The sequence below is a fragment of the Ruegeria sp. CDSA077 genome (assembly GCF_059612265.1).
On the sequence record NZ_JBXWQG010000012.1, the window covers coordinates 78,076 to 99,495 of the forward strand.

The window sequence follows — 21,420 nt, forward strand, 5'->3', positions numbered from 1 at the left end:
GCTGTGCTGGTTACGGAACGGCAAGAATTTCGTGCCAGATTGCAGGCAATAATACAGGAAAGACGCTTCGGGTGTTTTATTACAAGCGAAACCGGTCGCTTATAGGCGGTGCGTTTACGACGGCGGAACTGGTGTTTCACGCCGTGGTCCGGAATGTCCGGTCTCAACACAGCAATGCCGTGCTTTCGGTGCTTATCAATATTTTCCAGGTTCTGGTGCTGGTGAGTGTGTTTTACGTAATCATGTCCCTTCTTGGCGCGCGCGTTGCCAAAATCCGGGGTGAGTTCATTCTGTATCTGCTGTCTGGGGTTTTCCTGTTTCTGACGCACATTAAAGCCGTCGGTTCGGTTTCCGGAGTGGACACGGGTAATAACCCGATGATGCTGCATTCGCCGATGAACATGATGGTCGTGCTTATGGCTGCCGCTTTCGGGTCGCTGTATACTCAGGTTTTGACAATCGTCATCATTCTGTTTGTCTACAGCGTATCGGTTGCTCCGCTGGAGATTCAGGAGCCCGGTGGCGCCTTTGCCATGCTGATGCTGGCCTGGTTCACGGGCTGTGCGGTCGGCGTGGTGTTCATGGCGATCAAGCCCTGGTTTCCGACCACTGCGACGATCATGAGCACGATTTACCGGCGCCTGAATATGGTGTTCTCGGGAAAAATGTTCGTCGGCAATGCGCTGGGCGGGTTCATGTTGACCATGTTCGCCTGGAATCCGCTGTTTCACATTATCGACCAGTGTCGGGGTTTCGTTTTTCGGAATTACTATCCGCGCAATACCAACTGGGAATATCCTGTCTGGGTCGGGTTGGCTCTGTTGTTGATCGGCTTGCTTGGAATTTTCTTTACCCGCCAGCATGTGTCGCAAAGCTGGAGCGCACGCCGTTAACCCGCCACGCGCAAGGTCAGGTTGATCCGCCCGCCCTTTGGCAACAGTTTTGAAGACCCGAAACGAATGCGATCTACCCCGTGATAGGTTAGGCGCGCGGGTCCGCCCATCACAACAACATCGCCCGAGCCAAGCCAGATCGATTCCGTTTTGCCCCCTCGGGTCGTGTTGCCAATGCGGAACAACGCGTCGTCACCTAATGAGATCGAAAGGACCGGCCAGGAAAAATCGGCCTCGTCCTTATCCTGATGCAGGCCCATTCGCGCCCCTTCGCCATAGTAGTTGACCAAGCAACAGTCGGGGTCACGTTCGGGGCTGGCAAGATCGCGCCAGATATCCAGAATGCAGTCTGGAATGGTGGGCCATTCCATGCCCTTTGGATGGTGCGGCTGATACCTGTACCCGTTCTTGTCAGTGACCCAACCCAGCGCCCCGGCCGAGGTCATGCGAACAGACATTTCCTTGCCCGAAGGGGTGGTCGGGCGGAACAAAGGTGCTGATTTCAGAATCGGACGCAACAGCGTGATCAGCTGTGCCTGGGCAACTCCGTCAAGGTAAGCTTTCCTGATTTCAAAACCGCGTAAAAGCAGCCGCGCCATTCCAGATTCCTCAATCCTTGCCAAAACCTTGCTAAAAAGGCTGCAGATTCCTGAAAACCTGCATTTGTGAATGCTTGCAGGCCCCTGTTCCCGTCCTTATATACGCCGGGACGCGCGATGGTGTAGGACCATTGCGCAAATCAGATCGGGGCCAGATGCCATAACGGGTCGGGCCTCGGGACATCGCCTTGAAGAGAAAGGGATTGAACATATGGGAAAAGTAATCGGGATTGACCTCGGCACCACCAACTCGTGCGTTGCCATCATGGACGGTTCGCAGCCGAAGGTCATCGAAAACGCCGAAGGGGCGCGGACCACACCCTCGATCGTCGCCTTCACCGAAGATGAGCGACTGGTCGGTCAGCCTGCGAAACGCCAGGCGGTCACCAACCCTGACAACACGGTTTTTGGCGTCAAACGCCTGATCGGTCGTCGTGTGGATGATGCCGAAGTCGAAAAAGACAAGAAAATGGTACCATACGCCATCGTTGATGGCGGCAATGGCGATGCGTGGGTCGAAGCCCGCGGTGAAAAGTACTCCCCAAGCCAGATTTCGGCCTTCACTCTGGGCAAGATGAAGGAAACCGCTGAAAGCTACTTGGGTGAGGAAGTCACACAAGCCGTTATCACCGTTCCGGCCTATTTCAACGACGCACAACGTCAGGCGACCAAAGATGCCGGTAAAATCGCCGGCCTGGAAGTGCTGCGGATCATCAACGAACCGACAGCTGCCGCTCTGGCCTATGGTCTGGACAAGGAAGAAACCCAAACCATCGCGGTTTATGACCTTGGTGGCGGTACCTTCGACGTAACCATTCTGGAAATCGACGACGGGTTGTTCGAGGTTAAATCGACCAATGGCGACACCTTCCTGGGTGGTGAAGACTTTGACATGCGCATCGTCAACTACCTAGCGGATGAGTTCAAAAAGGAACACGGTGTCGATCTGTCCCAGGACAAGATGGCGCTGCAGCGTCTGAAAGAAGCTGCGGAAAAAGCCAAGATCGAACTGTCCTCGACCTCACAAACCGAGATCAACCAGCCGTTCATCTCGATGGGCGCCAACGGCCAGCCGCTGCACATGGTCATGAAACTGACCCGTGCTAAACTGGAGTCTCTGGTTGGCGACCTGATCAAGAAGTCGATGAAGCCCTGCGCGGCTGCTCTGAAAGATGCTGGCCTGTCGGCTGGCGATGTAGATGAGGTTGTTCTGGTCGGTGGTATGACCCGGATGCCGAAAGTGATCGAAGAGGTCACTAAATTCTTCGGTAAAGAGCCGCACAAAGGTGTGAACCCGGACGAAGTGGTTGCCATGGGCGCCGCTATTCAGGCCGGTGTTCTGCAGGGTGACGTCAAAGACGTTGTTCTGCTGGACGTGACACCGCTGTCGTTGGGGATCGAGACGCTGGGTGGCGTGTTCACCCGACTGATCGACCGCAACACCACGATCCCGACGAAAAAATCTCAGGTCTTCTCGACCGCCGAAGACAACCAGAACGCGGTGACCATTCGCTGTTTCCAAGGGGAACGTGAAATGGCTGCGGACAACAAGATCCTGGGTCAGTTCAACCTCGAAGATATCCCGCCAGCACCGCGCGGCATGCCGCAGATCGAGGTGACTTTTGACATTGACGCCAACGGCATCGTCTCGGTTTCGGCCAAGGACAAAGGCACTGGCAAAGAGCAGAAGATCACCATCCAGGCATCCGGCGGCCTGTCCGACGAGGACATCGAAAAGATGGTCAAGGACGCCGAAGAGAACGCGGAGGCCGACAAGGAACGCCGCGAGCTGGTCGACGCAAAGAACCAGGCGGAAAGCCTGATCCACTCGACAGAAAAGTCGATGGAAGAACATGCCGACAAGGTTGATCCAACAACCATCGAAGCCATCGAGCTGGCGATTGCCGCGCTGAAAGACGAGCTGGAAACCGAGAATGCCGACAAGATCAAGTCGGGCATCCAGAACGTTACCGAAGCGGCCATGAAGCTGGGCGAAGCCATCTACAAAGCGCAAGCTGAAGACGGCGAAGATGAACCTGCCGCTGCGGATGCTGCACCGGGCGAGGATGACATCGTCGATGCCGAGTTCGAAGATCTGGACAACGACAAGCGTAGCTAACGGGTAACCGGGCCAATTCGGGCCGGTCCGGTCACCGGGCCGGCCCGATTACGTTGAGGCAGAAGGAAATACTGATGTCAAAACGCGACTATTACGATGTGCTCGGCGTATCCAAGGGTGCATCAGCGGACGAGATCAAGAAAGGCTTTCGTAAGAAGGCCAAAGAATTACATCCCGACCGCAACAAGGACAATCCGGAGTCAGAGGCACAGTTCAAAGAAGCGAACGAGGCCTATGACGTCCTGAAAGATGCTGAACGCAAGGCGGCTTATGACAGGTTCGGTCATGCTGCATTCGAAAATGGCATGGGCGGCGGTGGCCGACCTGGCGCTGGCTTTGGTCAGGGCGACTTTTCCAGTGCATTTTCGGATGTGTTCGACGACCTGTTCGGCGATTTCATGGGCGGCCAACGGGGCGGGGGCGGTGGACGTCGTGCCGCACGCGGTTCGGATCTGCGCTATAACCTGCGCGTCTCGCTGGAAGAGGCGTATTCAGGTCAGCAGAAAACCATCAATGTCCCGGCAGCGGTTGCCTGTTCGTCCTGCGACGGATCCGGGGCTGAAGGCGGTGTTGAGCCCACCACCTGTCCGACCTGTTCAGGTATGGGCAAGGTGCGTGCGCAACAAGGCTTTTTCACAGTAGAACGCAGCTGTCCGACCTGTTCGGGCCTGGGTCAAATCGTCAAGAACCCCTGCAAATCCTGTCAGGGTGCGGGCCGTGTTGAAAAAGAACGCGCTTTGTCCGTTAACATTCCAGCCGGTGTCGAAACCGGCACGCGCATTCGTCTGGCCGGTGAAGGCGAGGCTGGAATGCGCGGTGGCCCTCCGGGTGATCTATACATCTTTGTAGAGGTCTCAGATCACAGGCTGTTCGAGCGTGACAGCGTGAACCTCTATTGCCGCGTGCCGGTCAGCATGGCCAAAGCCGCGCTTGGTGGTTCGATCGAAGTTCCGACCATCGACGGTGGCCGCGGGCGTGTGCAGATTCCAGCGGGCAGCCAATCGGGTCGCCAGATGCGCCTGCGCGGCAAGGGCATGCCAGCCCTACGTGGTGGCGGTGTTGGAGATATGTTCATTGAGCTGGCCGTGGAAACTCCGGTAAACCTCACCAGCCGCCAGAAAGAGCTGCTGCGCGAGTTCGACGACCTGGGTGAAGATAATCACCCGGAATCCAACAGCTTTTTCTCCTCCGTCAAATCCTTCTGGGACGGGATGAAGGGCTGAAGTCTTTTCCCAAAAAAGGGGGCGCTGCCCCCGCGACTCCCCCGAGGTATTTAGGGTCAGATGAAGCAGGTGATCCGCTCTTCATCGGGCTAAAATACCTCGGAGCGCGAGGCAGAGCCTCGCAAATCTCCGCTTGATTATTGTCGCCGCTCCTGAGATGGTCCGCGCAACCGTTGGGGTGCCCTGTTCGCAAGGCTGAGAGGTGCTGCTGCATCAACCCATCGAACCTGATCCGGGCAATACCGGCGGAGGGAACGGTCTTATGAATACAGACGTTTTCCCTGCCCCGTTGCCCCTAGAAGATGGAGCAACGACATGGCGGCAATTGCCCTGACCATTGCAGGGTCCGACAGCGGAGGCGGGGCCGGAATTCAGGCGGACCTCAAGGCGATGTCTGCGCTGGGCGTTTATGGGGCCAGCGTTATTACGGCGGTGACTGCTCAGAACACCCTGGCCGTGTCAGCCGTTCATGGCATTCCTCTGAGTGTGATCCGCGCGCAAATCGACGCCGTGCTGAGCGATCTGGATGTCGGGGCGATCAAGATCGGCATGCTGGCAACTCCCGAGATTATCGAGACCGTTGCAGATGCCCTTTCAGGCTATGCCGGGCCCATAGTTTTGGACCCTGTCATGATAGCGAAATCCGGGGATGCATTGCTGGCGGGTGATGCAATCCGGACCCTTATGGACCTTCTGATACCACGCGCGACTGTTCTGACGCCCAATTTGCCCGAGGCTGCGCGCCTGCTTGGACAGTCCGAAGCGCAGTCTCCGGATGAAATGGTGGTTCAGGGACAGGCCCTTTGCGCAAAGGGGGCCGCGTCTGTTTTGATGAAAGGAGGGCATGGACAGGGCGAGATATGTCATGATCTGTTGGTCGACGGTTCGGGATTGGTGGATGAATTCACAGCGCAGCGCCGGAACACAAAGAACACCCACGGAACCGGGTGTACATTGTCCTCGTCAATTTCCGCCGGGTTGGCCAAAGGTCTGAGCTTGCAGGGTTCCGTGGCAGAGGCACATGCTTATTTGCAAGGCGCTATCGCCCAGGCTGATGGGCTGTGCGTGGGCCGGGGCCATGGTCCGGTGCATCATTTCCATTGGGTCTGGCCGGCGTGACGATCTGGTCTGTCATAGGGGCAGGCGTGGCCGGTTTGGCTGTTGCGTCCGAATTGGCCCATCGCGGCGCACGGGTGCAGGTCTTTGACCCCGCCGGCCTGCCGGGTCCGCATGGCTGTTCTTGGTGGGCCGGGGGAATGCTGGCCCCGTGGTGCGAGTTCGAAAATGCCGAAGAGCCGGTCTTGCGCCTGGGGCAGGGTGCTTTTGACTGGTGGGCGAACCGGACCAAGGTTCATCAGCGCGGTACTTTGGTCGTTTGCGGTGCGCGCGACTTGCCGGATTTGCGTCGATTTGGTCGTCGAACGCAGGGGCATCATGAGGTAGATCAGCAGGAACTAGCCGCATTAGAGCCTGATCTACATGGTTTCGGCAACGGTCTGTATTTCAAGGACGAAGCCCATATAGACCCACGCATGGCGCTGCAGGATGTCTTCGACAATCTTATCGCGCGGGGCGTTGCCTTTCATCGCGAACCCGCCCCTGCTGGGTTGGAGAACGCGATTGACTGCCGTGGTCTTCAGGCGCGGGACGCCTTGTCTGATCTTCGGGGCGTAAAGGGTGAGATGCTGGTGATCCGCTGCCCTGATGTGACGCTGACCCGGCCCGTGCGCCTGTTGCATCCCCGGATGCCGCTTTACATCGTGCCGCGTGGCGATGGCATCTACATGCTGGGCGCGACGATGATTGAATCCGAGGATAAAACCCGCATCACCGCGCGCTCGATGCTGGAACTGCTCAGCGCGGCCTATGCGTTGAACCCCGCTTTTGGCGAGGCCGAGGTGCTAGAGATCGGCGTCGATCTGCGCCCGGCCTTTCCCGACAATCTGCCTCGGATCCGGCGTCGGGGCGGGACGATTTACGCCAACGGGCTGTACCGCCACGGGTACCTGCTGGCACCTGCGCTGGCCCAAGGCGTTGCCGATCTGGCGCTTGAACACAAACATTCGGAGATGGTCGATGAAGATCGTGCTTAATGGCGAGCCGCGCGAGGTGCGGGCCGAAACCCTATCGGAATTGCTGATGGAATGCGGCTACTCGGGCCGTGTCGCCACTGCGGTGAACCAAGAATTCGTGCCCTCGGGGCTGCGTGTTGCCCATGCTTTGGTTGAAGGGGATCGGATCGAAATCGTCGCGCCGATGCAGGGGGGCTGAGGATGAAATCCTTTTACGGAACCACATTACCCAACCCGCTGATGCTGGGCACGGCGCAATATCCCAGCCCGGCTATTCTGGAGCAGGCCTTTCGCGAAAGCGGGGCGGGTGTTGCCACTGTCTCGCTCAGACGTGAATCCGGTGCAGGGCAGACATTCTGGCAGATGATCCGCGATCTGGGCGTGTTGGTGCTGCCCAACACCGCCGGATGCCACACGGTCAAAGAGGCGGTGAACACCGCCCATATGGCGCGTGAGGTCTTTGATACCAAGTGGATCAAGCTGGAACTGATCGGCCATACCGACAGCCTGCAACCGGATGTGTTCCAGCTGGTCGAAGCTGCGCGCATTCTGACCAGCGACGGGTTTCAGGTCTTTCCCTATACGACCGACGATCTGATTGTTGGCGAACGGCTGCTTGCCGCCGGGTGTGAGGTGCTGATGCCATGGGGCGCGCCGATTGGGTCAGGGCGGGGGCTGAACAATGAATATGCCCTGCGGGCGATGCGGGCAGAATTCCCGGATGTGCCCTTGGTGATTGACGCTGGTATCGGTCTGCCCAGCCACGCGGCCCACGCGATGGAGCTGGGCTATGACGCCGTTCTTCTGAACACCGCCGTGGCCCGTGCCGGAGACCCCGCGTTGATGGCCCGCGCAATGGCCCGCGCGATCGAGGCCGGGCAACTGGCCCATCAGGCCGACCCGATCGAGGCGCGCGATATGGCGGAACCTTCGACCCCGGTTATTGGAAAGGCATTTCTGTCATGACACTCGACCGGTTTTATCCGATCTTCGATCATTCGGACTGGCTGCGCCGGATGCTGCCGCTGGGTGTGAAACTGGTGCAGCTGCGGGTCAAGGACCAGCCCATGGATGTGGTGTGTGACCAGATTGCCAAGTCGCGCGACCTGTGCCGCGCAAATGGGACAGTTCTGGTGGTCAATGACTATTGGCAGGCGGCCATCGACGCCGGCTGTGACTGGGTGCATTTGGGGCAAGAGGATCTGGACGAGGCCGATTTGATTGCCATCCGCAAGGCGGGTTTGAAACTGGGCGTGTCCACCCATGATGATGATGAGTTAGAGCGCGTGTTGGCCATGGACCCCGACTATGTGGCGCTTGGCCCGGTCTATCCCACCATCCTGAAAAAGATGAAATGGCAGCAGCAGGGTCTGCCCCGCGTCACAGAATGGAAAGCGCGCGTTGGTGATACTCCACTGGTTGGCATCGGCGGGATGAGCGTCGAGCGTGCACCGGGTGTCCTGCAGGCTGGGGCGGATATCGTCTCGGTCGTGACCGATATTACCCTGGATACCAACCCCGAGGCGCGTTTGAGTCAATGGATCGAGGTCACCAGATGAGCCGATATGCCCGTCAGACGCTGTTGCCAGAGGTTGGGGCCGAAGGGCAGGCGCGCCTGTCCTCGGCCCGTGTTCTGGTGGTGGGTGCGGGCGGTTTGGCCGCCCCGGTCCTGCCGTTGCTGGCTGGGGCAGGGGTCGGGCAGATCACGATCCTGGATAGGGATCAGGTTGAGCTGTCCAACCTGCATCGGCAGACCTTGTTTTCTGAGACGGATTGCGGACACCCCAAGGCCGAGCGTGCGGCGGCACGGTGCAAGGCGATCAATGGAGACATAGACGTCAGCGGCAAAAAACAGGCTCTAACAGACGAAAATGCCAGTAACCTGGTCGCTCAGGCGGATGTGATCTTGGATTGCGCAGACAGCTATGCGGCCAGCTATATCCTGTCGGACACTTGCTTGGCGCAAGGCAAGCCGCTGATCAGCGCCTCGGTGCTTGGGCTGTCGGGCTATGTCGGAGGTTTCTGCGGCGGCGCGCCGTCTTTGCGGGCGCTGTTCCCGGATGCGCCGGACAGCGGGGCAAGCTGCGCCACCGCTGGTGTTCTGGGTTCGGTCGTCGGGACGGTCGGCGCGATGCAGGCACAGATGGCGTTGAACCTGATCCTTGGACTGACGCCCTCGGTGCTGGGTCAGATGGTTCAGTACGATGGTCGGACACTCCGCAGCACGGCCTTCCGCTTTGACGATGCGCCCGAACCGAACGGCTGTTTCCGGTTTCTCTCGGCCGGGCAACTGACGACAGATGACCAGATCATCGAGCTGCGCAGCCCCAAGGAATCCCCGCGCCCGGTACATCCTGATGCGCAACGGATATCGCCGGATGATCTGAATCAGATAGACCCTAATAAAGGCAAAAGGCTGGCATTGTGCTGTGCTACCGGATTGCGCGCCTGGCGTGCTGCCGAACGAATTCAACCGAATTGGCCGGGCGAGATTGTTCTTGTCGCGGCTTCAACCTCGTGAACAGAAGGAACCGCGAGATATGAAAAAACTGATCGCTGCAATCGCCCTGCTGGCTGCCGCGCCGGCCTGGGCCGAGGATAAGATGACCGTCTTGTTGGATTGGTTTGTGAACCCGGACCATGGTCCAATTATCGTCGCACAGGAAAACGGCTATTTTGCCGACCAGGGGCTTGAGGTTGAAATCATCCCGCCTGCGGACCCCTCCGCGCCGCCGCGCCTGGTTGCTGCCGGTCAGGCCGATCTGGCGGTATCCTATCAGCCGCAGCTGCATCTGCAAATCCATGAGGGCTTGCCGCTGAAACGGGTCGGCACGCTGGTTGCCACCCCGCTGAACTGCCTGCTGGTGCTGGATGATGGCCCGATCAAGTCGCTGGCCGATCTGCGGGGCAAGAAAATCGGTTTCTCGGTCGCCGGTGTCGAAGAGGCGATCCTGACAACCCTTCTGGGGCAGCATGATATCGGTCTGGATGAGATTGAGATGGTCAATGTCAACTTCTCGCTGTCGCCGTCGCTGATGACCGGTCAGGTGGATGCGGTTATCGGGGCGTTCCGGAATTTTGAGCTGAACCAGATGGATATCGAAGGTGTCGCGGGTCGCTGTTTCTATATCGAAGAGGAAGGCATCCCACCCTATGATGAGCTGATCTATGTCGCCAATCCCGACACGATGGATGCCGACAAAATCGCCCGATTCTTGGCCGCGACCGAAAAAGCGACCCAGTATATCGTCAACAACCCGGAAAAAAGCTGGGAAATCTTCGCGGCCACCTCGCCCGAGCTGCAGGATGAACTGAATGCCCGTGCCTGGGTCGACACGCTGCCCCGGTTCGCGCTGCGTCCGGCGGCGTTTGATGCGGGTCGCTATGCGCGGTTCGAGGAGTTTCTGAAGAACAGCGGCATGATCGACAGCCTGAACCCGGTCAGCGACATTGCCATTGATGTGACCGCGCAATGAGCGATTACGGCAAAGCTTTCGCGCTGATGCGCGATGCTGCGCAAGGGCCTTGGGGGAATTACACCCGCCACGCCTTTGTGGAAGGAATGAAAGACGGAACGCTGCCGCGCGCGGCGTTCCTGCATTACCTGCGACAGGACTATGTGTTCCTGATCCATTTTTCCCGTGCTTGGGCACTGGCGGTTGTTAAGTCCGAGACTCATTCGGAAATGCTGACGGCTGTGGCCACAGTAAATGCGTTGGTTGCCGAGGAAATGCAGCTGCATATCGGTATCTGCGAGGCCGCCGGGATTTCCCAGGAGGAGCTGTTCGCTACCCCTGAACGCGCCGAAAACCTGGCCTATACGCGCTTTGTGCTTGAGGCCGGGTATAGTGGCGATTTGCTGGACCTGCTGGCGGCTCTGGCCCCCTGTGTGATGGGCTATGGCGAAATCGGGACGCGGTTGGCCTCTGAAGCTACATCCGAGGTCTATCGTGACTGGATCAATACCTATGCCAGTGACGACTACCAAGGCGCGTGCGAAGCGGTCGGAGAACTGTTAGATCAGGCTCTAATACGGCGTATTGGTGAGAACTTTGCAGCCTCGCCTCGCTGGGACCGCCTGTGCCAGACCTTCCGCACCGCAACCGAGCTAGAAGTCAACTTCTGGCAAATGGGCCTGACCCCATGACACGGGCGCCCGATCTGAGCATCAACGGCACGGCTACGATTGACGGGGCGACGTTGTTCGCGCCGCTTACCCTGACCCTTGGGGCCGGGCAGTGGACTTGCCTGTTGGGCGGATCGGGCGTCGGTAAAACCACAATTCTACGTCTGATTGCGGGGCTGGACACGGGGGCCGTGTTCACCGGGCAGATCACCGCCGGCGACGGTGCTCCGATGCAGGACCGCGTGGCCTATATGGCGCAGGATGATCTGCTGCTGCCCTGGGCAACGGTCGCACAGAATGTCTCGTTAGGTGCGCGGTTGCGGGGTCAAAAGCCAGATCTGGAGCGGCGCAACCGTCTGATACGGCGCATGCGGCTGCAGGATCATATGACCAAGAAACCGTCCGAGCTGTCCGGCGGTCAGCGCCAGCGCGTGGCCTTGGCCCGCACGCTGATGGAAGATCGCCCGATTGTTCTGCTGGATGAGCCGTTCTCGGCCCTTGATGCTCGCACCCGCGCCGACATGCAGGATCTTGCGGTCGAGGCGTTGCAAGGCCGGACTGTTCTGCTGGTCACCCATGATCCGGGTGAGGCTGCGCGGTTGGGCCAGTCCATCATGGTGATGACGCAACAAGGCCTGACCCCCTGTAAGCCGCCGCATGCCCTCGCCCCGCGCCATGTGGACGACCTTGAGACGCTTGAGACGCAAGGTTCGCTGTTGCGCTTGCTGCGCGAGGCGGTCGCATGAAATATCTCTCAGCCCTTGCAGCCACCGTGTTTGCGATTGCGATCTGGCAGGGGATCGTCTGGACGACCGGCTTGCCCAAATTCATCCTGCCAAGCCCCGCCGTGGTGGCTGAGACCTGGTGGCAGAACCGCTGGCTGATTGCCGAACACACCTGGATCACCGCGGTCGAAGTGGTGATCGGACTGGCATTCGGGACTGTTCTGGGGGTGGTGACGGCGCTGCAGCTGGCCAATTCGCGGGCGGCGCGAGTGTTGGTACAGCCGATGCTGGTGTTCACGCAGGCTCTGCCGGTTTTTGCGCTGGCCCCGTTGCTGACGCTTTGGCTGGGCTATGGTCTGTGGTCCAAGGTTGCGATGGCGGTGCTGATCATCTATTTCCCGATCACCTCGTCTTTCTTCGATGGGCTGATGCGGACGCCGCAGGGCTATCTGGACCTTGCGCGCACGATGCAGGCCAGTCCGCGTGCAGTGCTGTGGTATATCCGCATTCCGGCGGCGATGCCCTCGCTGGCGTCGGGGATGAGGCTGGCCGCCGTCTATGCGCCGATCGGGGCGGTGATTGGTGAATGGGTCGGCTCGTCCCAAGGGTTGGGATATTTGATGCTGTTGGCCAATGGCCGTGCAAAGACCGATCTGATGTTCGCCGCAATGCTGACCTTGGGGGTGTTTTCCATCGTGTTGCATATGGCTGTCCGCCGCGCCACTGCCCGCATGGCAGGTGAGGTGCGTTAACCATCTGGAAACCGATTCTGCGTCAGGCTGAGAGCATGACACAGGACGCCTTTTCCGAAGCCCCAATGCTGTTCGATACAGACGAAACCCCCGCGCAGCCGCTGCCGACGGGTCGGTTACCCTCCTACATCAAAGATCATCGCAAGCGGCTGCGCGCACGGTTCCTGTCTGGCGGGTCCGCCGCCATGCCGGATTATGAGCTGTTGGAGTTGGTGCTGTTCCGTTCAATCCCCCGGCAGGATGTGAAACCGCTGGCGCGTGCGCTGATGGAGGCGTTTGGCGATTTCAACCGGGTGCTGACCGCGCCCGAGGAACGGCTGCGCCAAATCAAAGGTGTCGGGGATAGCGTGATCACCGATCTGAAAATCCTTGAGGCCTGCGCCCATCGCATGGCCCGCGCACGGGTGATGAGGCGACATGTGATTTCCGGATGGGACGCATTGCTGGACTATTGCCACACCACCATGGCCCATCGCGAGACCGAACAATTCCGTGTGTTCTATCTGGATCGCAAAAACGTGCTGATCGCTGATGAGGAGCAGGCCAAGGGCACGGTGGATCATGTCCCTGTCTATCCGCGCGAGGTTGCCAAACGGGCGCTGGAGCTGAATGCCTCGGCGTTGATACTTGTGCATAACCATCCGTCAGGTGACCCGACCCCGTCGCAATCGGATATCGACATGACCAACCGAATTCAGGATGCCTGCCTGGCACTGGGCCTGACGCTGCATGACCATCTGATCATTGGAAAGTCGAACGAGTTGAGCTTCAGGTCCGAAGGCTATCTGTGAGTGCTATTGAACCCAGACCTCGACTCGGCGGTTGACCTTTCGGCCCCATTTCGTGTCGTCGCAGGCCATGGGCATGGCCTCGCCAAAGGCGTCGACCGTGATTTCGACGCTGTCCCCGATAGCGGTTTCAATCTCGGCCAATACGGCATTGCGAACGGTTTTTGCCCGCAACAATGCGATCCGCGCATTGGTTGACGCTGCCCCTTCGCCATCGCTGAAGCCGACAAACCTGAGCTTTCGGGCATCGAGGGTCCCGGATTCCAAAAGAAGGGCAAGATGTCGGATATTGGACCGTGACTGCGCATCCGGGCGCGAGGAACCGGGCTCGAACCGGAAGGACAATGACAGGCGGGACATGGGCCTGAATATCTCGACCAGCCGCTGAAGTTCCTCCAAACCAACTTCTGATCCGCCCGACGCGATCGCATTGGCAAGTCGATCCCCTTGCACCCCAAGACCCATAGTCTCTGGGGTTTGATCGACAAAGCCAGCCTCGCGTATTGCCATCTGCGCCTCGGCTCCCTGGGTGTAGGCCAGGAACTGACGTGCAAAACGCGGCAATCGCCGGTCCGGCAGGTATAGAAACATAGGCGAGGTCAGCGGATAATCTTCGGTCTTGATTGACTCCCGAGTTGCCGCCAGCGCATGACCACACCCGCCGGTCAAAGGCAGGGCGCGCGCGGTGCTGGCTTCGGCTTGGCTTGCGACACCTATTGAAAAGGGATCCGCAGCAACGGTACGCACCAGATCAGTACTGCGGTCATGCCGAATGGCCGCCTCGGAAAGGGCTGTGCCGGAGGGTCCCAGAAGCCTGTCTTCGACATTCTGGGCCAGACCCGAACCGGCTTCCGGAAGGTGCAGTGAAATTGGCGCATCGGGCCCGCCCAACTCGGCCCAACTCGTAATCTCGCCCGAAAACACCCGGGTTAATTCCGCAAGCGAGATTTGCTGTAACGGGTTCGAGTTGGCAACGATTGGTACCAAAGCGTCAAGCGCGATGACGCGGGCCCGGCGGGTGCGGGTCAGATCGCCAAGGCCTACCGCTTGTGCGGCTTGCTCCTCTTCGGGTCGGATTTCGCGCAACGCCAGAACAATATCAGCCTGGTTTTCTGCCTGCGCCCTAAATCCGCGCTCAGTGTTCCCTGCGTCAAAGAAGAACCGACCAAGCGGTGCTGCCCGCCCGGGTTGGTGCAGTTCGTAAGAAAATGTGTTGGCGGTCAGCCTGTTTGGGGTCGCCGACAACCCTTGCTGCTGTGCGAAGCCAACAATCAGCGCTGGTAGAACCTTTTCCGCCATGACCGAAGATCCGGCAAATCGGATTTCAGCCACAAAATCGGTCAGGCTTGGGCAGGCAGGTCCGGTACAGGTCACACCGGACCCATCAACTGTCAGCGTGCCGAATTGTGTTGCCACGCGATAGAACTCGCCATCAAATCCCAGCAGGTCACCGGTGACTTCGACCTTGCCGTCATGCGACATAAGCGAGATGTCTTGCGCCTGTGCGCCCGAAGCGATTGTAACGGAAGCCAGTGCAGCCGCTGCCACACGAAAGAATGTCATAAGATGCCCGAGCCTGCCTGCGGATTTAGTTTGCGGCGATTGTCAGGTCTTGGAAGAGATTATTCAACACCAGAAACTCTCCGGTGCGGGAGCATTCAGGAAAACTCAGCGTCCTGTCTTTTGATCTCAACCGATCATCCCGCAATTCAAGCGACTGGATGTTCAGGTCGCGCCCGCAATTTTCTGAAGTCACCTCGGTTTCGACAGTGATTTCTATCGACCCGTTTTGGTTGGAAAGACCAGCAGGGAACGAATAGATTTCGATGTTTTTCATGTCCCCGGTTCCGGTATTGCCCAGACGCACTACCTGTCCGGCGCCTTCGGTCGGGGTCTCGGCCGAGACATGGCCATTGCCGCCATAGATGGCCCCGAATTCCAGCGCATGAATTTGCAGGTCAGTTTCACCCTGCCATTGCAGGGCAATGCGTTCGTAATTGGCAATGTCAGCGATATGGGTGGTTGCGACTGTTCCATGTTGGTCTTCAAACGAGATCAGAAAGATCGCATATTCTGACAGGGCCGGGATTGTCATGTCCATGCGCCCTACTGCGTCGGTGCGCTGTGTGACTGTCAGGCCGCTGTGGTGAATTTCCACGGATTCATTACTGTGGCAGGGGGCGTTGACGACCAGCCGGGCGGCAGCACCGGGAACGGCAGTAGCGCGCGCACTGAGGGTGCAGTCAATGGGATTGACAGGTTCTGATCGACTGGATTCGATAAAACGGTTGTCGGACCCGGTCTCTTTGCTTGTTCCGTGAGCCGGTGCAGATGAGGTCAGAACGACTTCGCTTAACCCGGGGATGATTGAAGCCTGATCCGTAACTGATGCCACATCAACAGAAGCCCGCTCCCCTCGCGGTTGCGCAGGGGTTCCGTTCTGCATGAGGTAGCCAATGGCCAATGCACAAGCAACGGTGCCGCCAGTGGTTACGTAGTTCTTAATTACAAACAAGACACCCTCCCCAGTTGAAGGAGCGATTCGCACCCTGCAGTTGAATCACGGCTAATATGTGGCCGTGAGGCGGACTCATTGTGTCTCGATTGTGATGACGTTAGGTCAACCGGCCATGGCAATGCTTAAACTTCTTGCCTGAACCGCAGGGGCACTTGTCGTTGCGCGACGGGTTTCCCCAAGTTGCCGGGTCGTCTTCGACAAATCCAGGCCGCGCATCACCCGAGGCTTCGGCCTCGGCCACCGCTTCGGCGTGACCAGTGGCCTGATCTACCGCCTGCTGCGCCCGTGCCTGCTGCGCTTGCATCTGGGTCAGCATTTCGCGCTGCTCCTCTTCGGTCAGCGGTCGCACGCGGGACAGCTGCTGGGTCACGGTTTCGCGCAACGAATCCAGCATGGATTCGAACAGCTGGAAGCTTTCGTTCTTGTATTCGTTCAGCGGGTCGCGCTGGGCATAGCCGCGGAAGCCCACGACCGAGCGCAGATGTTCCAGCGTCAGCAGATGTTCGCGCCATTTGCTGTCGATCGTGTTCAGCAAGACCTGCTTTTCGATGTTGCGCATGTTCTCGGGGCCGAACGCGGCCACTTTTTGCGCCATCATCTCGTCAGCGGCGTTGATCAGCCGTTCGCGCACCTGCTCGTCATCCACGCCTTCCTCAGCGGCCCAATCCTGAACCGGGGCGTCAATGGTCAATTTTTCCTTGACCGCTGCGTGCAAACCCTCGGTATCCCACTGATCAGCATAGGATTTCGGCGGCATATATTCGTCGATCAGATCGTCGATCACCTGTTCACGCATGTCTGATACGATTTCGGACAGATCGTCGGCGGACATGATTTCGCGCCGTTGGCTGAATACCACCTTACGCTGGTCGTTCATCACATCGTCGAATTTCAGGACGTTCTTGCGCATGTCAAAGTTGCGACCTTCGACCTTGGATTGCGCCCGCTCCAGCGATTTGTTCACCCAAGGGTGGACGATGGCCTCACCTTCTTTCATGCCCAGCGTGGTCAGAACCTTGTCCAACCGTTCCGAGCCGAAGATGCGCATTAGGTCGTCTTCGAGGCTGAGGTAAAACACGGTGCGGCCCGGATCACCCTGACGGCCGGACCGGCCCCGCAGCTGGTTGTCGATACGGCGGCTCTCGTGCCGTTCGGACGCCATGACATACAGCCCACCGGCAGCCAGGACCTTTTCTTTTTCTTCAGCATGGCGAGCTTCTTCCGCGGCACGCAGCTCGGCCGGATCTGCCTCGGGGTTTTCGGCCAGCGCCTGCAGAACCTTCATTTCCACATTGCCGCCCAGCTGAATATCAGTACCGCGACCGGCCATGTTGGTGGCGATGGTTACTGCGCCATATCGGCCCGCATCGGCAACGATCTGCGCCTCTTGCTCGTGTTGGCGGGCATTCAGAACATTGTGCTGGATACCCTCTTTGGTGAGCATCTGGCTGAGCAATTCGGACTTTTCGATGGACGTGGTGCCCAGAAGGACCGGTTGTCCGTTTTTCTGGGCTTCCTTTGTCTCGTCGATCATGGCGCCGTATTTTTCGGCCGCGGTACGAAAGACCTGATCGTCCTCATCCAGACGCGCGATCGGTTTGTTGGTTGGTACTTCGACAACGCCCAGACCGTAGATTTCGGCAAATTCCTCAGCCTCGGTCAGCGCGGTGCCGGTCATGCCGCCCAGCTTGTCATACAGACGGAAATAGTTTTGGAACGTCACGCTGGCCAATGTTACGTTTTCGGGCTGGATCTGCACGTTTTCCTTGGCTTCGATGGCCTGATGAAGACCTTCCGAAAGGCGACGACCTGGCATCATGCGACCGGTGAACTCATCAATCAGAACGACATTGCCGTCCCGCACGATGTAATCTTTGTCACGTGTAAACAGCTTGTGCGCGCGCAAGCCCTGGTTCACGTGGTGAACGACTGTGGTGCTTTCAGGATCATACAGCGAATGGTCTTCTGGGATCAGGCCGTTGGCAATCAACTGTTGCTCCAGAAACTCGTTACCTTCATCCGTGAAGGTCACGTTCCGGGACTTTTCGTCCAGCGTGAAGTGATCTTCTCCCAATGATGGGATTAGCGCATCAATCGCGGTATACAGGTCCGACCGGTCCTCGGAGGGCCCCGAAATGACCAGCGGCGTCCGTGCCTCGTCAATCAGGATCGAGTCGACCTCATCCACGATCGCGAAATTGTGGTGTTTCTGGTAAATTTGATCCAGTTCCGCCTTCATATTATCGCGCAGATAATCAAAACCCAGCTCATTGTTGGTGGCATAGGTCACGTCACAGGCATAAGCAGCCTTTTTCTCGGCATCGGGCTGCCCTGACCAGATGACACCGGTGGTCATGCCCACGGCGGCAAACACCTTGCCCATCCATTCCGAGTCGCGCTTGGCCAGGTATTCGTTCACCGTGACCACGTGCACGCCTTTACCGGTCAGCGCGTTCAGATAGGCGGGGAGGGTCGCAACCAATGTCTTGCCTTCACCCGTTTTCATCTCGGAAATATTGCCCTGATGCAGGAAGGCGCCGCCCATCAACTGCACATCAAAGGCACGCAGGCCCAGCGCGCGTTTTGCCCCTTCGCGTACGTTGGCAAACGCCTCGGGCAGCAGATCATCCAGGCTTTCGCCTTCCAACGCACGTTTGCGCAGCTCGGCGGTCTTTGCGATCAGGCCGTCATCCGACAGATTCTCGAACTCGGGTTCCAGCGCGTTGATCTGTTCGATCAGGGGGCGGGTCGCCTTGATCTTGCGGTCGTTCGGTGTTCCGAACACCTTTTTGGCGAGCGTTCCGAGTCCCAGCATGTTCACTCCAGCGGATCTGTTCTTGTCTTGGTTTTGACAGGCTTGCCCACCTTGCGCGCAACCCATAGATACGGGGGGTGAAAGGCGGCCCTGTCCAAGGCTTCAAAGCGATGTAAGCGGCAGGTTCCAGAGTGTCAACGCTGCGCCCTGCCGTGGCAAAGAAATAGGATGATTCCATGCCCAAAGGCCTCACTTTTCTGCCATCGCTGGCCCTTGCAACGGTGATGGCGCTGCCATTGGCCGCCGAAACCAAGCCCGATGCCAGCACGGTGGTCGCCCGAGTAAACGGCGAAGAAATCACTCTGGCGCATGTGATCGCAACAGTTGCGACACTGCCCCCCAACTACCAGCAGGTCGAAGATGATGTTCTGTATGATTTCATCATCGAGCAGCTGATTCAGCAGCAGTTGCTGGGCCAGGAGCAAGAAGGGCTGAGCAATCTGAACGCCTTGGCCATCGAGAACGAGACGCGGTCGTTGCTGGCGGTTCAGACCGTAAATGCCCTGATCGACGAAGTTGTAACGGCAGAAACCATTCAGACCGCCTATGATGCGCGCTTTGCCGAGTTTGAAGGCGAAGATGAGTTTAATGCCAGCCATATTCTGGTCGAGACCGAGGATGAGGCAAAAGACCTTAAGGCTCAGTTGGATGATGGCGCCGACTTTGCCGAGCTGGCCAAAGAAAAATCAACCGGTCCTTCCGGCCCGAATGGCGGGGTGCTGGGTTGGTTCGGCAAGGGGCAGATGGTTCCCGAGTTTGAAACCGCCGTTGTCGCGCTTGAGAAGGATCAGGTGTCGGACCCGGTGCAGACACAGTTCGGCTGGCACGTGATCATTCTGAATGACAAGCGCAAATCCGAAGCGCCCGCACTTGATGCGGTACGCGACGAGCTGGCACAGGATCTGCAAAGTGAAGCTATTCAGGCCCGTATCGGCGAATTGACCCAGGCTGCACAGATCGAACGTCCTGCACTCGAAGATGTGAACCCGGGCATCGTGCGTCAGTTGGACCTGATTCAGGAGTAACCCCGTGGCCTCGATCACCAAAGTCTCTCCGCTGGCCCCGGCGGCGTTTCCCGAATTGCCCGCGATTGACGGTGTGCGCTTTGCGACCGTCGAAGCCGGCGTACGCTATCAAGGCCGCACCGATGTGATGCTGGCGGTCCTGGATCCGGGCACATCAGTGGCTGGGGTCTTTACCCGCTCTGCCACACGCGCGGCACCCGTGCTGGATTGTCAGGACAAGATCGGCGGGCCAAGTGACGGGCCGGCGGCGATCCTTGTGAATTCGGGCAATGCCAATGCATTTACCGGGCATTATGGCCAAAGCTCGGTCGCCGAGGTGACGCAAGCAGTGTCCAAGACCACAGGCGTACCGGTCGAACGGGTTTTTACCTCGTCAACTGGTGTGATCGGTGAACCCTTGCCGCATGACCGCATCGTGGCGCAGCTTGAGGCCCTGAAATCCGGCCTCAGTCGCCACGCAATCGAAGATGCAGCGCGGGCCATCATGACCACGGATACCTTTCCGAAAGGAGCCTCGGCGCAGGTCGAGATTGATGGAAAAACGGTCTCTATTGCGGGGATTTCCAAGGGTTCTGGCATGATCGCGCCTGATATGGCGACGATGCTTGTTTATATCTTCACCGACGCCCAGGTCGAACAATCCGCGCTGCAGCAGATGCTGGGTACGCAAACCGACCGCACCTTCAACTGCATCACCGTCGACAGCGATACCTCGACCTCGGACAGCCTGCTGCTGTGCGCCACCGGGGCGTCGGGCGTGGATGCCACCGGCAATGCCGCCTTTGCCGAGGCTTTGGAAACCGTGATGCTGGACCTAGCCCAGCAAGTGGTCCGCGACGGCGAGGGCGCCACGAAATTCGTAGAAATTCGTGTGACCGGGGCTGTCACCGATGCCGACGCCAAGGTGCATGGATTGGCGATTGCCAATTCACCACTGATAAAAACCGCCATTGCGGGCGAAGACCCGAATTGGGGCCGCGTCGTCATGGCCATCGGAAAATCGGGTGCAGCTGCCGACCGTGACCTGCTGAGCATTTCTTTCGGAGACATCCTTGTGGCCGAAAAAGGTTGGGTCAGTCCCGATTACCGCGAGGAAGACGCCGCCGAATACATGAAAGCTCAGGACCTTGTAATCGGCGTCGATCTGGGGCTGGGCGCGGGTAAATCCACCGTTTGGACCTGCGACCTGACCCATGGCTATATCGAGATCAACGCGGATTACCGGTCGTGAAAACAGTTCTGGTTTCTGCGGTCGCCCTGATAGACATTGAGGGCCGGGTGCTGCTGGCACAGCGCCCCGAAGGCAAATCCATGGCTGGCCTTTGGGAGTTTCCCGGCGGCAAGATCGAACCCGGCGAAACGCCCGAGGTCGCCCTGATCCGCGAACTGTACGAAGAACTGGGCATCAACACATGGTCCTCCTGCCTTGCGCCGCTGACCTTCGCCAGCCACAGCTATGATGATTTCCACCTGCTGATGCCGCTGTTTGCCTGCCGCAAATGGGAAGGCATTCCACAATCGAAGGAAGGACAGGCGCTGAAATGGGTGCGTGCGAATGATCTGCGCAGTTACCCGATGCCTGCGGCAGATGTGCCGTTGATCCCGATTTTGCGGGATTGGCTTTAGGGTCCTGGTTCGATCTTGTCTGGACGCTGGAATTCAGCGGGCGATTTAAACCTATTGCAGCGCTTAGGTCGTGTTGACAAAAGGGATTCACAGCGCCCGCTGATCGTGATTCAAGCCGGTATCTGCGATGGAGGCCAGC

Annotated in this window: 21 protein-coding genes and 1 riboswitch; of the genes, 17 read left to right on the forward strand and 4 right to left on the reverse strand. The window is 58.6% G+C overall.

Annotated features, from left to right (window positions below):
• Window positions 1–71 precede the first annotated feature (71 nt).
• Window positions 72–893, forward strand: a complete 822-nt coding sequence (locus AC2FLE_RS17975) for an ABC transporter permease (protein ID WP_496692621.1) — start codon at window positions 72–74, stop codon at window positions 891–893.
• Here AC2FLE_RS17975 and AC2FLE_RS17980 read toward each other — a convergent pair.
• Complete coding sequence (locus tag AC2FLE_RS17980; protein WP_496698734.1) at window positions 890–1,492, reverse strand: alpha-ketoglutarate-dependent dioxygenase AlkB family protein; 603 nt, start codon at window positions 1,490–1,492, stop codon at window positions 890–892. The two genes, AC2FLE_RS17975 and AC2FLE_RS17980, sit on opposite strands and share 4 nt — an antisense overlap.
• Window positions 1,493–1,703: 211 nt before the next feature.
• On the opposite strand from AC2FLE_RS17980, the gene dnaK reads away from it, so the two are divergent.
• The 13 genes from dnaK (at window position 1,704) to radC (ending at window position 13,300) form a co-directional block, all read left to right on the forward strand.
• A complete protein-coding gene (gene dnaK / locus AC2FLE_RS17985) occupies window positions 1,704–3,611 on the forward strand; it encodes a molecular chaperone DnaK (protein ID WP_281973405.1) in 1,908 nt (635 codons plus the stop codon).
• Window positions 3,612–3,685: 74 nt separating this feature from the next.
• Window positions 3,686–4,834, forward strand: coding sequence for a molecular chaperone DnaJ (gene dnaJ / locus AC2FLE_RS17990; protein ID WP_142637347.1), 1,149 nt, complete (start codon window positions 3,686–3,688; stop codon window positions 4,832–4,834).
• A 164-nt stretch (window positions 4,835–4,998) separates the two neighbouring features.
• Window positions 4,999–5,105: riboswitch (TPP riboswitch) on the forward strand.
• A 44-nt stretch (window positions 5,106–5,149) separates the two neighbouring features.
• Window positions 5,150–5,953 carry a bifunctional hydroxymethylpyrimidine kinase/phosphomethylpyrimidine kinase gene (gene thiD / locus AC2FLE_RS17995; RefSeq protein WP_496698735.1) on the forward strand — a complete coding sequence of 268 codons (804 nt, stop codon included), beginning with the start codon at window positions 5,150–5,152 and terminating at the stop codon, window positions 5,951–5,953.
• Complete coding sequence (locus tag AC2FLE_RS18000; RefSeq protein ID WP_496698736.1) at window positions 5,950–6,927, forward strand: FAD-dependent oxidoreductase; 978 nt, start codon at window positions 5,950–5,952, stop codon at window positions 6,925–6,927. The genes thiD and AC2FLE_RS18000 overlap by 4 nt, the downstream gene beginning before the upstream one ends.
• Window positions 6,911–7,105 carry a sulfur carrier protein ThiS gene (gene thiS / locus AC2FLE_RS18005; protein WP_496698738.1) on the forward strand — a complete coding sequence of 65 codons (195 nt, stop codon included), beginning with the start codon at window positions 6,911–6,913 and terminating at the stop codon, window positions 7,103–7,105. Before AC2FLE_RS18000 ends, thiS begins: the two co-directional genes overlap by 17 nt.
• Window positions 7,106–7,107: 2 nt before the next feature.
• Window positions 7,108–7,872, forward strand: a complete 765-nt coding sequence (locus tag AC2FLE_RS18010) for a thiazole synthase (RefSeq protein ID WP_496698739.1) — start codon at window positions 7,108–7,110, stop codon at window positions 7,870–7,872.
• Window positions 7,869–8,465 (forward strand): thiamine phosphate synthase, encoded by a 597-nt coding sequence (locus AC2FLE_RS18015; protein WP_496698741.1) that lies wholly within the window; start codon window positions 7,869–7,871, stop codon window positions 8,463–8,465. The genes AC2FLE_RS18010 and AC2FLE_RS18015 overlap by 4 nt, the downstream gene beginning before the upstream one ends.
• Window positions 8,462–9,427, forward strand: coding sequence for a ThiF family adenylyltransferase (locus tag AC2FLE_RS18020; RefSeq protein ID WP_496698743.1), 966 nt, complete (start codon window positions 8,462–8,464; stop codon window positions 9,425–9,427). Before AC2FLE_RS18015 ends, AC2FLE_RS18020 begins: the two co-directional genes overlap by 4 nt.
• Window positions 9,428–9,446: 19 nt before the next feature.
• On the forward strand, window positions 9,447–10,382 hold the full coding sequence (locus AC2FLE_RS18025; RefSeq protein ID WP_496698745.1) for an ABC transporter substrate-binding protein: 936 nt from the start codon (window positions 9,447–9,449) through the stop codon (window positions 10,380–10,382).
• Window positions 10,379–11,053: a thiaminase II gene (gene tenA, locus AC2FLE_RS18030; protein ID WP_496698747.1), complete on the forward strand. Its 675-nt coding sequence runs from the start codon at window positions 10,379–10,381 to the stop codon at window positions 11,051–11,053. The genes AC2FLE_RS18025 and tenA overlap by 4 nt, the downstream gene beginning before the upstream one ends.
• On the forward strand, window positions 11,050–11,778 hold the full coding sequence (locus AC2FLE_RS18035; protein ID WP_496698749.1) for an ABC transporter ATP-binding protein: 729 nt from the start codon (window positions 11,050–11,052) through the stop codon (window positions 11,776–11,778). Before tenA ends, AC2FLE_RS18035 begins: the two co-directional genes overlap by 4 nt.
• The gene (locus AC2FLE_RS18040; RefSeq protein WP_496698750.1) at window positions 11,775–12,509 is read left to right on the forward strand and encodes an ABC transporter permease; all 735 of its coding nucleotides are present in this window, start codon (window positions 11,775–11,777) and stop codon (window positions 12,507–12,509) included. The genes AC2FLE_RS18035 and AC2FLE_RS18040 overlap by 4 nt, the downstream gene beginning before the upstream one ends.
• Before the next feature lie 35 nt (window positions 12,510–12,544).
• Window positions 12,545–13,300 (forward strand): RadC family protein, encoded by a 756-nt coding sequence (radC, locus tag AC2FLE_RS18045; RefSeq protein WP_496698752.1) that lies wholly within the window; start codon window positions 12,545–12,547, stop codon window positions 13,298–13,300.
• 3 nt (window positions 13,301–13,303) lie between these two features.
• On the opposite strand, the gene AC2FLE_RS18050 is transcribed toward radC, so the two are convergent.
• The 3 genes from AC2FLE_RS18050 to secA form a co-directional block, all read right to left on the reverse strand.
• Window positions 13,304–14,860 carry a phosphate ABC transporter substrate-binding/OmpA family protein gene (locus AC2FLE_RS18050; RefSeq protein WP_496698754.1) on the reverse strand — a complete coding sequence of 519 codons (1,557 nt, stop codon included), beginning with the start codon at window positions 14,858–14,860 and terminating at the stop codon, window positions 13,304–13,306.
• Window positions 14,861–14,885: 25 nt separating this feature from the next.
• On the reverse strand, window positions 14,886–15,812 hold the full coding sequence (locus AC2FLE_RS18055) for a hypothetical protein (protein WP_496698756.1): 927 nt from the start codon (window positions 15,810–15,812) through the stop codon (window positions 14,886–14,888).
• A 100-nt stretch (window positions 15,813–15,912) separates the two neighbouring features.
• Window positions 15,913–18,630 carry a preprotein translocase subunit SecA gene (secA, locus tag AC2FLE_RS18060; protein WP_496692629.1) on the reverse strand — a complete coding sequence of 906 codons (2,718 nt, stop codon included), beginning with the start codon at window positions 18,628–18,630 and terminating at the stop codon, window positions 15,913–15,915.
• Between the two features lie 176 nt (window positions 18,631–18,806).
• Between secA and AC2FLE_RS18065 the strand changes: the two genes are divergently transcribed.
• The 3 genes from AC2FLE_RS18065 to AC2FLE_RS18075 are packed head-to-tail and all read left to right on the forward strand — an operon-like array spanning window position 18,807 to window position 21,281.
• Window positions 18,807–19,655, forward strand: a complete 849-nt coding sequence (locus tag AC2FLE_RS18065; protein WP_496698758.1) for a peptidylprolyl isomerase — start codon at window positions 18,807–18,809, stop codon at window positions 19,653–19,655.
• A gap of 4 nt (window positions 19,656–19,659) precedes the next feature.
• Window positions 19,660–20,886, forward strand: a complete 1,227-nt coding sequence (gene argJ / locus AC2FLE_RS18070) for a bifunctional glutamate N-acetyltransferase/amino-acid acetyltransferase ArgJ (RefSeq protein WP_496698759.1) — start codon at window positions 19,660–19,662, stop codon at window positions 20,884–20,886.
• Window positions 20,883–21,281, forward strand: coding sequence for a (deoxy)nucleoside triphosphate pyrophosphohydrolase (locus AC2FLE_RS18075; RefSeq protein ID WP_142637315.1), 399 nt, complete (start codon window positions 20,883–20,885; stop codon window positions 21,279–21,281). The genes argJ and AC2FLE_RS18075 overlap by 4 nt, the downstream gene beginning before the upstream one ends.
• The last annotated feature ends 139 nt before the right edge of the window (window positions 21,282–21,420 follow it).

Excerpts from the sequence above, each read along its gene's own strand:
- AC2FLE_RS17980 (WP_496698734.1), bottom strand. The coding sequence starts at position 1,492 with ATGGCGCGGCTGCTTTTACGCGGTTTTGAAATCAGGAAAGCTTACCTT.
- dnaK (WP_281973405.1), top strand. The coding sequence starts at position 1,704 with ATGGGAAAAGTAATCGGGATTGACCTCGGCACCACCAACTCGTGCGTT.
- dnaJ (WP_142637347.1), top strand. The coding sequence starts at position 3,686 with ATGTCAAAACGCGACTATTACGATGTGCTCGGCGTATCCAAGGGTGCA.
- thiD (WP_496698735.1), top strand. The coding sequence starts at position 5,150 with ATGGCGGCAATTGCCCTGACCATTGCAGGGTCCGACAGCGGAGGCGGG.
- thiS (WP_496698738.1), top strand. The coding sequence starts at position 6,911 with ATGAAGATCGTGCTTAATGGCGAGCCGCGCGAGGTGCGGGCCGAAACC.
- AC2FLE_RS18010 (WP_496698739.1), top strand. The coding sequence starts at position 7,108 with ATGAAATCCTTTTACGGAACCACATTACCCAACCCGCTGATGCTGGGC.
- AC2FLE_RS18015 (WP_496698741.1), top strand. The coding sequence starts at position 7,869 with ATGACACTCGACCGGTTTTATCCGATCTTCGATCATTCGGACTGGCTG.
- AC2FLE_RS18020 (WP_496698743.1), top strand. The coding sequence starts at position 8,462 with ATGAGCCGATATGCCCGTCAGACGCTGTTGCCAGAGGTTGGGGCCGAA.
- AC2FLE_RS18025 (WP_496698745.1), top strand. The coding sequence starts at position 9,447 with ATGAAAAAACTGATCGCTGCAATCGCCCTGCTGGCTGCCGCGCCGGCC.
- tenA (WP_496698747.1), top strand. The coding sequence starts at position 10,379 with ATGAGCGATTACGGCAAAGCTTTCGCGCTGATGCGCGATGCTGCGCAA.
- AC2FLE_RS18035 (WP_496698749.1), top strand. The coding sequence starts at position 11,050 with ATGACACGGGCGCCCGATCTGAGCATCAACGGCACGGCTACGATTGAC.
- AC2FLE_RS18040 (WP_496698750.1), top strand. The coding sequence starts at position 11,775 with ATGAAATATCTCTCAGCCCTTGCAGCCACCGTGTTTGCGATTGCGATC.
- radC (WP_496698752.1), top strand. The coding sequence starts at position 12,545 with ATGACACAGGACGCCTTTTCCGAAGCCCCAATGCTGTTCGATACAGAC.
- AC2FLE_RS18050 (WP_496698754.1), bottom strand. The coding sequence starts at position 14,860 with ATGACATTCTTTCGTGTGGCAGCGGCTGCACTGGCTTCCGTTACAATC.
- secA (WP_496692629.1), bottom strand. The coding sequence starts at position 18,630 with ATGCTGGGACTCGGAACGCTCGCCAAAAAGGTGTTCGGAACACCGAAC.
- AC2FLE_RS18065 (WP_496698758.1), top strand. The coding sequence starts at position 18,807 with ATGCCCAAAGGCCTCACTTTTCTGCCATCGCTGGCCCTTGCAACGGTG.